This is a genomic window from uncultured Bacteroides sp. (genome assembly GCF_902491285.1).
GTDB lineage: Bacteria > Bacteroidota > Bacteroidia > Bacteroidales > Bacteroidaceae > Bacteroides.
Genome location: NZ_CABUHK010000014.1, coordinates 44797 through 57602 on the forward strand (window position 1 = coordinate 44797; position 12806 = coordinate 57602).

The window sequence follows — 12806 nt, forward strand, 5'->3', positions numbered from 1 at the left end:
GCGTTTTATTATAAAGGATAGTTGTCTTACGTCTTACATCAAGAATCCCAACAGGATACCGGCAGCGACAGCCGAACCGATTACACCTGCTACATTCGGTCCCATAGCGTGCATCAGCAAGTAATTGGCCGGGTCGTATTCCAGGCCGATAACTTGTGAGATACGTGCCGAGTCAGGAACTGCAGATACGCCTGCGTTCCCAATCAATGGATTGATCTTATTGCCCTTCTTCAGGAAGAGGTTGAATATCTTCACGAAGATTACACCGGACGCAGTTGCAATAACGAACGACAATGCACCGAGGGCGAAAATCTTGATAGAATCGAAAGTAAGGAACTCCGAAGCCTGAGTAGAAGCACCTACTGTCAAACCTAACAGGATAGTGATCGTGTCAATCAACGGACCGCTTGCCGTATTGGCAAGACGACGGGTTACACCGCTTTCTTTCAAGAGGTTACCAAAGAACAGCATACCCAGCAAAGGCAGACCGGAAGGAACCAGAAAACAAGTCAGCAACAAACCGATAATCGGGAAAATCACCTTCTCTGTGTGAGAAACGGCACGCGGCGGTTTCATGCGGATGACACGTTCGTTCTTTGTGGTGAGCAGACGCATGATAGGCGGCTGTATCACCGGAACCAACGCCATATAGGAGTAGGCGGACACCGCAATGGCTCCCATCAGGTTAGGTGCTAGCTTAGAGGACAGGAAGATAGCCGTCGGGCCGTCCGCACCACCGATAATACCGATTGCACCGGCTTGCATAGGGTCGAATCCCATTTCCAATGCGATCATGTATGCACCGAAGATACCGAACTGTGCTGCTGCACCGATCAACATCAATTTCGGGTTGGAGATAAGTGCCGAGAAGTCCGTCATGGCTCCAATGCCCAAGAAGATGAGCGGCGGATACCATCCGGAGGTTACTCCCTGATACAATATATTCAAAACTGAACCTTCTTCGTAAATACCGACTTTCAGTCCGGCATCCATATTAAAAGGTATATTACCGATCAGCATACCGAACCCGATAGGAATCAGCAACATCGGCTCGAACTCTTTGGCAATAGCCAAATAGATGAACACCAAGCCTACAAGAATCATAACCACATGTCCCGCAGTAGCGTTAGCGAAACCCGTGTAGGTCCAGAAGTCGGCAAGGTTGTTTCCTAAAAAGTTTATAAAATCTCCCATATTATTCAATAATTACGAGGTCATTACCTTCAAGAACAGAATCTCCCTTATTTACATTGATGGCAGTAATCTTGCCGTCTTTGTCCGCATTGATATTGTTTTCCATTTTCATGGCTTCCAATATAATGATGGTCTGTCCTTTCTTTACAGTATCACCTACATTCACTTTGATGTCGAGGATAACGCCCGGCAGTGGAGACTTGACACCTGATTTACCGGTAGACGGAGCGGCCGGTTTCACCACTTGGGTAGGAGCGGTAGGCGCATTAGGCATAGGGCGTACTACTACCGGTTTGGCAGCCGCTTTGGGCTGTTTTTCCATTTCTACTTTATAATGTGTACCGTTCACTTCTACATGAGCGATATTGTCTTCAATATCTCCGATGGTTACTTTATATGAGTTACCGTTGATTTTATATTTATATTCTTTCATCGTTTTTACTTTTTATAAGGTGACTTACTTTCTGGGAGGAGTTTCACGCAAAGTATAAATCTTCGAACTCCACGGTGAATAGCTGCGTTTCACACGAGTGATGGTCAGTACGGTTTCTTCTACGTCGTGTACTTCATCCTGCATTTCGTGCAATGCCATAGAGATAGCGGCATAGACTTCACCCGGAGCTTGCGACAATTCTTTAGCTTCGCGTTTGTCGATACCTTTAGATTTCATTGCATTGCGGTTACTCAAGTTCACGGCAACCTTGCCTACAATCTTGAAAGCAATAAAAAGAAGAATCAATCCGCAGAATACCACGCTCATGGCAGAAATGGACATACCGATACCTACCGAGTCATGCTCTTCGAACTTTTCCATCTTGGCATTGCTGTCAAGGGTCTGGTTGTTTGTGCTCGGAGTTACATATTTGTCCTTGCTTCCGCCTTTCACTTCCCAGTCTGCTGCTCCGTCGCTTATACGTGCAAACGATTGGTCGGCCTTCAAAGCACCTGCCGGTACTACAATCTGGTCCATCAGCTTTTTACCGGAGTCAAACAATCCTACCCAGTTGGCTGTTTCGGGATTCAGTTTGAAACTAGTGTGGAAAGTTCCGCGGTTGGGTTGGCCGTCTGCCCAGAATAAGGCGTGTTGGCGTGGTTTCACTACCGTAAGTATATCACCTTTCGGGATAAAGTAAGTGACTGTATCGCCCGGCTGGCTGCTTACTTTCAGCAAGCAAGCTGCTAAATCGGCGCTACCGAATGATTTATTGAATATTTCAATCCATGCACTGTGCAGTCCGTAATCATCCTGAAAGCTGCTTTGGTTATCTATCAGGATTTCGTTCAGAACCAGCTTGTTATTAGACTTTTTCTCTCCACAAGAAGTCAGCCCAATCAGCAATAGCAAAGAAAGGAATATTCCGATTTTGGTTTTGTTCATAATCGTTCTTGTTTTTAATGTGAAAAGTTGGATTACAACGGAATATTACCATGCTTCTTAGCCGGGTTGGTCAGTTTCTTGGTTTGCAACTGCTGCAAAGCGCGGATGACACGGAAACGTGTGTTACGTGGTTCAATCACATCATCAATGTAACCGTATTTAGCTGCATTATAAGGATTGGCGAACAGTTTCGTGTATTCTGCTTCTTTTTCGGCAAGGAACTGAGCCGGATTTTCCTGATCTTTTGCTTCACGTGCGTACAATACTTCTACTGCACCTGCACCACCCATTACTGCGATTTCAGCCGTCGGCCATGCATAGTTCATATCACCGCGAAGTTGCTTACAACTCATCACGATGTGAGAACCGCCATAAGACTTGCGCAATGTGATAGTTACTTTAGGTACGGTAGCTTCACCGTAAGCATACAGCAACTTGGCGCCGTGAAGAATAACGCCGTTGTATTCCTGGCCTGTTCCCGGAAGGAATCCCGGTACGTCTACCAATGATACGATAGGAATATTGAATGCGTCGCAGAAACGAACGAAACGTGCACCCTTACGAGATGCGTTGCTGTCAAGCACACCTGCCAGATATTTAGGCTGGTTGGCAACGATACCCACGGATTGTCCGTTGAAGCGTGCGAAACCGATGATAATATTCTTGGCGTAGTCTTTCTGGATTTCCAGGAATTCCCCATTGTCAACAACAGCACCGATTACTTCGTACATATCGTATGGCTTGGTCGGACTGTCAGGGATAATATCGTTCAGAGAATCTTCCAGGCGGTCGATCGGGTCTGTACAATCCACATATGGAGCTTCTTCAAGATTATTCTGAGGAATATAGCTCAACAGTTTGCGGATGAGGGCAAAACCTTCTTCTTCAGTCTTGGCAGTGAAGTGAGTGACGCCTGATTTAGTTGAGTGAACACTTGCACCACCGAGGTTTTCCTGGCTTACATCTTCACCTGTTACGGTCTTTACAACTTTAGGTCCGGTAAGGAACATATAAGAAGTACCTTCCATCATCAGCGTAAAGTCCGTCAAAGCCGGAGAGTAAACGGCACCACCGGCACAAGGACCGAAGATACCTGAAATCTGCGGGATAACACCGGAAGCCAGAATGTTACGCTGGAAGATTTCTGCATAACCAGCCAATGCGTTGATACCTTCCTGAATACGTGCGCCACCCGAGTCGTTGATACCGATACAAGGAGCACCCATCTTCATGGCCTGATCCATGATTTTACAGATCTTCAATGACATCGTTTCCGATAATGAACCGGCGGAAACAGTGAAATCCTGTGCGAAAACATATACCAAACGTCCTTCGATAGTACCGCAACCGGTTACTACACCATCACCCGGATAATGTTTTTTGTCCATGCCGAAGTTCGTGCATCTGTGCTCAACGAACATATCCATTTCTTCGAAGCTACCTTCGTCCAGCAGCATAGCCAAACGCTCGCGTGCTGTATATTTCCCTTTTTCATGTTGCTTCGCAATTGCTTTTTCGCCGCCCCCGAGACGTGCTACGGCACGGCGTTCAATAAGCTCTTTAATTTTTTCAAGTTGATTACTCATGAGTTCTTGTTAGTTTTTAGAGTTTATGATTAATGTTCGCAGAGTTCTGTCAGCACACCCAGAGTTGATTTCGGGTGAAGGAAAGCGATGTTCAAACCTTCTGCACCCTTGCGCGGAGCTTTGTCGATAAGACGGATTTCCTTGTTTTCCGCTTCCGCCAAAGCATTGGCTACACCGTCTTCTACAGCAAATGCAACGTGGTGAACACCCGCACCTTTGTTTTCAATAAACTTTGCAATGGTACTCTCAGGGCAAGTCGGCTCCAACAGTTCGATTTTTGTTTCGCCTACTTTTAAGAAAGCGGTTCTTACTTTTTGATCTTCCACTGTTTCAATGTTGTAACACTTCAGACCTAATACATTTTCGTAGTAAGGAAGGGCTTCTTCAATGCTTTTTACAGCAATGCCCAGATGTTCAATGTGTGAAATCTTCATAACTATACTTTTTTATTTGGTTTTAATTATGTGCTTATACGGCATAAAACAGCACAAAGAAAGGCATTTCTTACCTAATAAAGAAATATTTCTGCATTTAATTGTTGCGTTATAAAGCATAAAAAATGGCAGGAAAGGAACACAGGAAGTCGTTTTGTAATCTTGAGATTACATTTAGACATAAAATTTGACTAGAAGTTTGTTTAACCAATTCCAACTGACGCGAAACCAACGGCGCGTGCTGCTCTGCTTTCCACCGAAGCGAAGTACGAAATCACGGTAACCGTGTTTGCGGAACGGAAGCCCTACGTCCATAAACTCCATATGCCGGAATCCACGTTCGTGAGCGTCTTCCAGCGCTTTCCAAACAGCGAGCACACCGGGATATTGCAATGCGTATGTTTTTCGCATCCCACCCGAGAACCAGAGGAAAGCGTCTTCGCCGGAATAAATGCAAACCGAACCGCCGATAATCTTCTCCTTATATTTGACAATGAATATTTTTGCCTGTTTCCCTTTGATTAACATACTGTTCATATGCCGGAAGAAATCATTGGCAGGAAAGTATCTGCGTATGCGGGAAGAATATACTTTGTGTAACATTCGTGAAAAGTCGCGTATTTCTTCTACGGTATGTGCTTCTTCTACTCTTGCTCCGTTATTAATTCCTTTTTTTATCTGTCGGATACGTGACGGACTGAACCGGTCTTCAGTCTTTTTCATACTGTGCAGTGAATTACGCACCCGTAACCAGTTGACCGGAAAATAATCATTACTCCGGAAGAATTTGTAACCGAACATGGAATTGTTTAGATTGCGGAATTCAATAAGAAAGCAAGTTCGTGATGCTTCCTGAGTGAGATGTTCGAGCATTTCACCGAAAACTTCTTCCGCTTTTTCCTTATTAGTGGAAAGAGTTTCGTCCAAAGCTTCGCCTTCGCTATATACTACGCAGTGCTTGACCAACGAAGAGGGAAGCCACTTCTTTGCTTTACGGATAGCAGCAAGTAAACGTGCCATCGGTTTGCCGTCTTCTGTCGCTACTATTAATAAAGGTGTATACCCCGGAGTCGCTTCATAAATAAGAAACAGCTCTTTGGAGTGGAATGTATTCTTTCCCGATAAATCGGGAATATCCTTTCCTTTATAATATGTTGTTAGTTTAAGTGGCATCTAGGTACAAATTTACACTTTTTATTCTTCATGCAACAATAAAATGGAGATTTTGTTGGGAATACTTGAATTTATAGGTATTCTAGCTTTACATTTTGAATTGAGAAATGTATTGAAAAAGAAAAATAAGATATTAATGGTGAGTACTTATTGGAATCATAAACGTCTTTTAATTGATTATAATCAATTGTTTTTTTGTAAAACAAGGATAATTAATATTAACTTTAAATTAGAACGAATGAAAGATTATGCATTTGTTGAAGCGTGGAAGACACATTGTAGCCGTACTTCCATGATTTTAGGGCTATCCTTATTGTGTGCCCCTCTATCTTTTTCTGTTTATGCAGGAGATGGAGCCTCTAATGCTATGGTGCAAGTTATCACACAAACGAAAACTGTAAAAGGAACTATTATTGATGAAAATGGTGAACCGCTGATTGGTGTTTCCATTGTTGTGAAAGGTACAAGTACGGGTACGATTACAGATTTTGACGGTCACTTCTCAATTGATCTCCCGGCGGGAAAGAAAGAGCTGGTTATCTCTTATATCGGGTACAAGGAACAGACGGTAACTGTAACTGGCAGTACGCCGGTCAATGTGAAAATGGTGGCGGATACTCAGGCTTTGGATGAAGTAGTGGTGATAGGTTATGGTATGGTGAAGAAGCGCGATTTGACGGGTGCGGTGACTTCCGTTAAAAGTGGCGAAATTACGATGAGCCCGGTTAATAATCCGATGGAAGCATTACAGGGGAAAGTCGCAGGTCTGGATATTATGAAATCTTCAGGAAAGGCAGGTGCGGATGTTGATATTCAATTGCGTGGTACTCGTTCTATTTATGGTTCTAATACTCCCTTGTTTATTATCGACGGAATTCAAGGTAGTTATAATCAAGTGAATCCGGCGGATATTGAATCTATTGAAGTCTTGAAAGATGCTTCTTCAACAGCTATTTATGGATCGGCAGGAGCCAATGGTGTTGTAATTATTACCACCAAACAGGGTAAAACGGGAAAAGCTACGGTTAACTTTGATGCCTACGTCGGAATCAGTGGCTTTGCCAAATTTCCTCATGGAATGGTTGGCGATGAATATGTTAATTTAAAGAAAGAAGCTTGGCGGACAAAAAATAACGAAGAATATCCGGAATTTATGTCTACAATCTTTGATAAACCAGGGGTACTTGAAGCTTATGAGGCCGGTAAATGGATTGACTGGGTAGACGAAGTAATGGGGAAAAATGGTGTTCAGCAAAACTATAACCTATCAGTGACAGGAGGGACGGAAAAGACAAAGATTTTTGCTTCTTTGAATTATAATAATGAAGAAGGGCTGATTAAAAACGATGATCGTAAACGTTACAGTATGCGTCTGAATTTGGATCAATCAATTTTCTCTTGGGCAAAAATCGGTTTCAATACCAATCTGACGTATACCGATAGTAATTCGCGTAACCAAGGTGTGTTTGTGAATGCATTGACTTTCCTGCCATTAGGTGATGTTTATGATGCCGAAGGTAACATAAACTATGAATATTGTAAAGATGGGGGAAAGGTGAATCCGATGGCTGATGAAGCCAAAAATCAATATGTAAACAATACACGTAGCACGTATTTTGCCGGTAATGCTTATCTGGAATTGACTCCATTGAAAGGATTGTCTTTCAAATCGGTACTTGGAACTACATTGAATAATGCCCGCAATGGGGTTTTCTATGGAAAGAAATCGATTGCTAATATAACTTCCGGTTATCAGGCGCCTCTTGCTGAGATATATAACAGCTCTTCTTATGCTTATAGATGGGAGAATGTACTGACTTACAATTTTACATTGGCCAAAGATCATAATTTTGGTATCACAGGGATCACTTCCTGGTCAAAAAAACAGGATGAAGCAAATGAGAGTCATGCACAGGGACAGGAACTTGCTTCGCAATCATTTCACAATCTGGGAGCTGGTACGGAAAAAGTAGTAGTAAGATCAAGTTTCTCACAGACACAATCAATGTCTTATGCATTTCGTTTCAACTATAATTATCAAGGTAAGTATTTGTTTACTTTCTCTAATCGTTGGGATGGGGTTTCTCATTTAGCTGTCGGACATAAATGGGACTCTTTTCCGGCTGCGGCTATTGCGTGGCGTATTAGTGACGAAGCTTTTATGGAGAAAACACAGAACTGGCTGTCTAATTTTAAGTTTCGTGCAGGCTATGGTGTAACTGGAAATTCCGGCCGTAAAGATGCCGCTTATTCTTCTACTACAGGAAGTTACACCTATACGACCGGGGTCGGTTTCGGGAATAGCGGAGTCGGTCATATTCAGTTTGGAGGAACGTATGGTAATCCTGATGTAGGCTGGGAAAAGTCTTACAATACAAACATTGGTATTGATTTAGGATTGTTTAATGGAAGAGTTAATCTGACTCTCGACTGGTACAATACAGATACGAAAGATTTGTTGTATGCACGTACGATGCCGATCACTTCAGGAGTATCGGGCTGGGGCTCACCGTTAAAAGCATGGCAGAACCTTGGTGAGACAAATAATAAAGGTGTCGAAATCTCGTTAAATACTCAGAATATAGTAAAGAAGAATTTCACATGGTCTTCCAATATAACCTTTACTGCCAATAAGGAAAAGATTGTTTCTTTGCCGGACGGAGACGTGAAAGACGAAAAACTATTTGAAGGAGAAGCAATCAGTGTCTTCTATGACTATAAAAATTTGGGAATCTGGTCGACAGCAGAGGCAGATGAAGCCGCCCGGTATAACTGTAAACCTGGTGATATCAAACTAGCTACAGATGGCTCGTTCAATGATAAAGGTATTCATACGTACAGTAATAAAACAGACTATTTTATCTTGGGTAAGAAGACACCGGACTGGATTCTCGGTTTTCAGAATAACTTCACCTATCGTGATTTTGACTTGAGTTTCTTTATCATGGCTCGTTGGGGATTTATGGTTAACAATGATGTTATCACTCGTTATAACCCGACCACAAGCTGGGATAATTCACCGACAGGAATTGACTACTGGACACCCGAAAACCAGGGAGCTTATTTACCTCGTCCGGGTCTTCATGAACAAAAAAGTAATTATGTCGGCTTCTCCTCTTTAGCTTATATGGATGGTTCATATGTCAAAGTGAAAAATATCACTTTGGGATATTCTCTTCCCAAAAAGTGCTTGGCTAAGATTCATATGGAAAAACTTCGTGTATATGCTACAGCTTACGATCCGTTTATTTTCGCTAAAGAAGAGTTGATGAGAGACTTGGATCCGGAGCGTAACGGTGCATCGAATTTCCCGTTGACCAAGAGATTTGTATTTGGTGTAAATGTAACATTTTAATTAGTGAGAGTTATGAAAAATAGAAAAATATATAATGTATTGTTAGCTACAGTCTGGATTCTTGGAGGAGTATCCTGTTCTCTGGACGAATACAATCCGGGAGGTTCGGATATTGAATCATTGATGACAACTCAAAATGGCTTTCAGTTGGCAATAAACAATTGTTACTTCGGATTGCAGCGTAGTTTTAATGGCAAGCAGATTTATATTCAACTAGCAGAAGCAGGTACTGATTTGTGGACGGCTAAACAAAATTCGAACACGAATGCTAATTACTTTAAATATGCGGAAGGAGGAGCAATGAACTTGAATATGGCTCAAAGTATCTGGAATTCCGGATATGATGGGATTGGTTCCTGCAATTTGGCACTTGCACAAGCTGATAAAGTTATTGACTGGGAATCGGTAGAAGTGAAAAATGCTACTATTGCAGAAGCGCACTTTTTAAGAGCTTTATATTACTATAATCTGGTAGAAACATTTGGTGGGGTTACTCTTGTTACCGGTAAAGCTGAAAGTGTAAACATGGCTCCGGGCAGGGTTGAGCCTTTGGAGGTTTATAAGAATTGTATCATTCCTGATCTGGAATTTGCTGCCACCTATCTGCCTGTATCCCGTCCGGAAGAAGAGGGGCGTGCCTTACGAAAATCCGCTAAAGCCTATTTGGTGAAAGCTTATCTGACAACTAAAGAATATGGTTGCTCTGATTATTTGCAGGCAGCCAAGAATTTGGCAGACGAGTTGATTCGTGATTGTGAAGCCGGTGGGGCAAACCTGGATACTTATATGTATTCTTCTTATGAAGAAGTATTTGCTGATGCTAACAATCAGAATAATAAGGAGTCGATGTTTTCCATTGCTTGTAGTAGCCAGTATGGTAGTGTCAACAAGTGGCAGAACAACTTGAATTGGATGGAATTTTACTGTAATACTTATTATTTTCCTGCTATTGAAAAGACAGAAGATGGAATTAAACAGTGGGGAGGTAATCCCGAAGGTGAATTTATGCCTTCCAAATATTTATTGGACTTGTATGTAGAGGCTGATAATACACTTGACCCCCGTTATTTCGCTTCTTTCAAGACCGCATGGGTAGCTAATAAAAACTTCACTTGGTCTGAAGATAAAATTACGGAAATGGACAGGACCAATAACATAACAACTGCTACGTCTTTGAAAGCAGGCGATGACGCTATCCGTATAATTCGTCCGGAAGAAGCCGGTTATGAGACTTTGAAGGCTCAGAAACTGAGTGCTCCTTATATGATTGTGGACATTGAAGATTTATATGATGATAATGGAAGGGTGAAAATGAACTATACTCGTCAGAACGACGGTAAAAGTGTTTTGAATCCATTTTATTATTTCTATCCTTCCTTATCCAAGTTTAATACGACAAACGTTACAGTATCTAACTGGAGTAAGGGGCGTTATGGGAGCAATGCTTCAATTATAACGATGCGTATGGCCGAAATTTATTTGTTAGCTGCTGAAGCTGATTTTTATCTGACAGGCGGAACTAATGCGAATAAATATATAAACAAGGTACGTAGCCGGGCTGGTGCCTCTACATATAATGGTACAGTGAATATTCAGTATATTTTAGACGAACGGGCAAGAGAGTTGGCGGGTGAAAGTACCCGATGGTTCGATTTGAAGAGAACCGGTAAATTGTCATCGGAATACCTGAAACAAACCAATCCGGATATCGGTCAGTATTTTCAGGACAATACTCATACCGTGCGCCCTATTCCGCAGTCATTTACGGATGTGATAGAGAATGGCGTGAATTATCAGAATCCGAATTATTAAGAAGCTCTTTTGTAAGTTAAAAAAACAGATGAAGATTAATTTTTAATTTATGGAGGAGGGATATATCGCGATGATATGTCCCTCTTTCTTGTTTTTTCTTTATCTTTGTATGGTTACATATCAAATAAAACAAAAAGTTATGTTAGAAGAAATACTTGCTTACAACAAAAGGTTCGTTGAGAACAAGGGATATGAAGCGTATATTACAAACAAGTATCCCGATAAGAAAATTGCTATTCTTTCCTGTATGGATACACGGCTGACAGCGTTGTTGCCTGCCGCATTAGGTATCAAGAATGGAGATGTAAAAATGATAAAAAATGCGGGTGGGGTTATTTCCCATCCCTTTGGTAGTGTGATTCGTAGTCTGCTCGTTGCTATTTTTGAACTGGGTGTAGAGGAAATTATGGTGATTGCACATTCCGATTGTGGAGCCTGTCATATGCACAGCGAAGAAATGCTTGAGAAAATGAAGGCGCGGGGCATCAATCCGGATTATATAGACATGATGCGTTTCTGCGGAGTCGATTTCCATTCGTGGCTCGATGGCTTTGAAGATACGGAGAAGTCGGTGCGAGGAACAGTTAATTTTATTGTGCGCCATCCTCTGATTCCGTCAGACGTGAAGGTTTACGGTTTTATTATTGATTCCACTACCGGAGAGTTGACGAGAATAGTATAATTCGTTTATATTATAGGTAATCCGTTTAAAAAAGGACAAAAAATAAGGCAGCTCTTTGTTGGCTGCCTTTATCTTTTTGCGGTTATATACTTTCTTTGACTGGTGCACCCGTTTGTGACAAATAGGGTGTCCGTACATTTCAATTTCAGCCTCCCGGCTTGCTTTACGATTCGCTTTAATGTAATCGTCCTGCGTAATTCGCTTTTTCATACCATGATATTATTTGTCAGTGCAAAGATACTATTTTATTTCTTATTACGCTTGGTTTGCTTTATCTTTGCATACATTAATCAAATGAAACCGGAAATAATATGGAAAATTTCAGTGAATTGATAAAGAACCGTCGCAGTATGCGCAAGTTTACTGATGAAGAACTGACGCAGGACGAAGTTGTTGCATTGATGAAAGCAGCCTTGATGTCCCCCTCTTCCAAACGCAGTAACAGTTGGCAATTTGTGGTAGTTGATGATAAAGAAATGTTGAAAGAGTTGTCTCATTGTAAAGAACAGGCTTCTTCCTTTATTGCCGATGCCGCTTTGGCAATTGTCGTAATGGCCGATCCGTTGGCGAGTGATGTGTGGATCGAAGATGCTTCTATCGCTTCCATTATGATACAGTTGCAGGCCGAAGACCTTGGCTTGGGTAGTTGCTGGGTGCAGGTACGTGAGCGTTTTACTGCTACCGGAATGCCTTCTGACGAATTTGTCCATGGAATACTGGATATTCCTTTACAGCTTCAGATACTTTCCGTCATTGCTATCGGACATAAAGGGATGGAACGCAAACCTTTCAATGAGGAACATCTTCAGTGGGAGAAAATTCATATCAATAAATTCGGAGGAAAATAACAATGGGAGCTGCCAAAGCAAATAACAGTAAAGATACCTATATGGCTACTGCCGTTACCTTTATGGTAATCGGAGCACTTTATTTGATAGATAAACTGATTCATTTTTCTTCCGTCGGCTTACCCTGGGTGATGAATAAGGATAACATGCTGCTATATGCTTCTATTTGCTTCCTTATTTTCAAGCGTGATAAATCCATCGGCTTCGTATTGCTGGGGCTTTGGCTGGTGATGAATATCGGTCTGGTGATGTCGTTATTGGGTTCATTGTCAGGGTATTTACTGCCGTTGACCTTGCTTGTAGTCGGAATTATTCTATTTTGGATTGCAAAACGGTAAAGAGAT

Annotated in this window: 12 protein-coding genes; 5 read left to right on the forward strand and 7 right to left on the reverse strand. The window is 41.9% G+C overall.

What is annotated here, in order from left to right; genetic code table 11:
* Positions 1-33: 33 nt before the first annotated feature.
* The 6 genes from RDN93_RS05525 to RDN93_RS05550 form a co-directional block, all read right to left on the reverse strand.
* The gene (locus RDN93_RS05525) at positions 34-1194 is read right to left on the reverse strand and encodes a sodium ion-translocating decarboxylase subunit beta (RefSeq protein WP_308744571.1); all 1161 of its coding nucleotides are present in this window, start codon (positions 1192-1194) and stop codon (positions 34-36) included.
* 1 nt (position 1195) lies between these two features.
* Entirely contained in the window at positions 1196-1627 is a 432-nt protein-coding gene (locus RDN93_RS05530) for a biotin/lipoyl-containing protein (protein ID WP_294546856.1), read from the reverse strand.
* 24 nt (positions 1628-1651) lie between these two features.
* Entirely contained in the window at positions 1652-2572 is a 921-nt protein-coding gene (locus RDN93_RS05535; RefSeq protein ID WP_308744572.1) for an OadG family transporter subunit, read from the reverse strand.
* Between the two features lie 32 nt (positions 2573-2604).
* Positions 2605-4158 (reverse strand): acyl-CoA carboxylase subunit beta, encoded by a 1554-nt coding sequence (locus tag RDN93_RS05540; RefSeq protein WP_308744573.1) that lies wholly within the window; start codon positions 4156-4158, stop codon positions 2605-2607.
* Positions 4159-4187: 29 nt separating this feature from the next.
* Entirely contained in the window at positions 4188-4592 is a 405-nt protein-coding gene (gene mce, locus RDN93_RS05545) for a methylmalonyl-CoA epimerase (protein ID WP_308744574.1), read from the reverse strand.
* A gap of 174 nt (positions 4593-4766) precedes the next feature.
* Positions 4767-5765, reverse strand: a complete 999-nt coding sequence (locus RDN93_RS05550; RefSeq protein ID WP_308744575.1) for a GNAT family N-acetyltransferase — start codon at positions 5763-5765, stop codon at positions 4767-4769.
* Positions 5766-6003: 238 nt separating this feature from the next.
* Between RDN93_RS05550 and RDN93_RS05555 the strand changes: the two genes are divergently transcribed.
* The 3 genes from RDN93_RS05555 (at position 6004) to RDN93_RS05565 (ending at position 11614) form a co-directional block, all read left to right on the forward strand.
* Positions 6004-9120, forward strand: coding sequence for a TonB-dependent receptor (locus tag RDN93_RS05555; protein ID WP_308744576.1), 3117 nt, complete (start codon positions 6004-6006; stop codon positions 9118-9120).
* A 12-nt stretch (positions 9121-9132) separates the two neighbouring features.
* Complete coding sequence (locus RDN93_RS05560) at positions 9133-10932, forward strand: RagB/SusD family nutrient uptake outer membrane protein (RefSeq protein WP_308744577.1); 1800 nt, start codon at positions 9133-9135, stop codon at positions 10930-10932.
* A gap of 139 nt (positions 10933-11071) precedes the next feature.
* Positions 11072-11614 carry a carbonic anhydrase gene (locus RDN93_RS05565; RefSeq protein WP_308744578.1) on the forward strand — a complete coding sequence of 181 codons (543 nt, stop codon included), beginning with the start codon at positions 11072-11074 and terminating at the stop codon, positions 11612-11614.
* On the opposite strand, the gene RDN93_RS05570 is transcribed toward RDN93_RS05565, so the two are convergent.
* Positions 11549-11824: a hypothetical protein gene (locus tag RDN93_RS05570; protein ID WP_308744579.1), complete on the reverse strand. Its 276-nt coding sequence runs from the start codon at positions 11822-11824 to the stop codon at positions 11549-11551. The genes RDN93_RS05565 and RDN93_RS05570 overlap by 66 nt on opposite strands.
* A gap of 101 nt (positions 11825-11925) precedes the next feature.
* On the opposite strand from RDN93_RS05570, the gene RDN93_RS05575 reads away from it, so the two are divergent.
* Both RDN93_RS05575 and RDN93_RS05580 read left to right on the forward strand, forming a co-directional pair.
* Complete coding sequence (locus tag RDN93_RS05575) at positions 11926-12462, forward strand: nitroreductase family protein (RefSeq protein WP_055221928.1); 537 nt, start codon at positions 11926-11928, stop codon at positions 12460-12462.
* A gap of 2 nt (positions 12463-12464) precedes the next feature.
* Positions 12465-12800 (forward strand): hypothetical protein, encoded by a 336-nt coding sequence (locus RDN93_RS05580; RefSeq protein ID WP_308744580.1) that lies wholly within the window; start codon positions 12465-12467, stop codon positions 12798-12800.
* Positions 12801-12806: the final 6 nt, after the last annotated feature.

Coding starts and splice junctions, on each gene's coding strand:
- RDN93_RS05525 (WP_308744571.1), bottom strand. CDS start 1,194: ATGGGAGATTTTATAAACTTTTTAGGAAACAACCTTGCCGACTTCTGG.
- RDN93_RS05530 (WP_294546856.1), bottom strand. CDS start 1,627: ATGAAAGAATATAAATATAAAATCAACGGTAACTCATATAAAGTAACC.
- RDN93_RS05535 (WP_308744572.1), bottom strand. CDS start 2,572: ATGAACAAAACCAAAATCGGAATATTCCTTTCTTTGCTATTGCTGATT.
- RDN93_RS05540 (WP_308744573.1), bottom strand. CDS start 4,158: ATGAGTAATCAACTTGAAAAAATTAAAGAGCTTATTGAACGCCGTGCC.
- mce (WP_308744574.1), bottom strand. CDS start 4,592: ATGAAGATTTCACACATTGAACATCTGGGCATTGCTGTAAAAAGCATT.
- RDN93_RS05550 (WP_308744575.1), bottom strand. CDS start 5,765: ATGCCACTTAAACTAACAACATATTATAAAGGAAAGGATATTCCCGAT.
- RDN93_RS05555 (WP_308744576.1), top strand. CDS start 6,004: ATGAAAGATTATGCATTTGTTGAAGCGTGGAAGACACATTGTAGCCGT.
- RDN93_RS05560 (WP_308744577.1), top strand. CDS start 9,133: ATGAAAAATAGAAAAATATATAATGTATTGTTAGCTACAGTCTGGATT.
- RDN93_RS05565 (WP_308744578.1), top strand. CDS start 11,072: ATGTTAGAAGAAATACTTGCTTACAACAAAAGGTTCGTTGAGAACAAG.
- RDN93_RS05570 (WP_308744579.1), bottom strand. CDS start 11,824: ATGAAAAAGCGAATTACGCAGGACGATTACATTAAAGCGAATCGTAAA.
- RDN93_RS05575 (WP_055221928.1), top strand. CDS start 11,926: ATGGAAAATTTCAGTGAATTGATAAAGAACCGTCGCAGTATGCGCAAG.
- RDN93_RS05580 (WP_308744580.1), top strand. CDS start 12,465: ATGGGAGCTGCCAAAGCAAATAACAGTAAAGATACCTATATGGCTACT.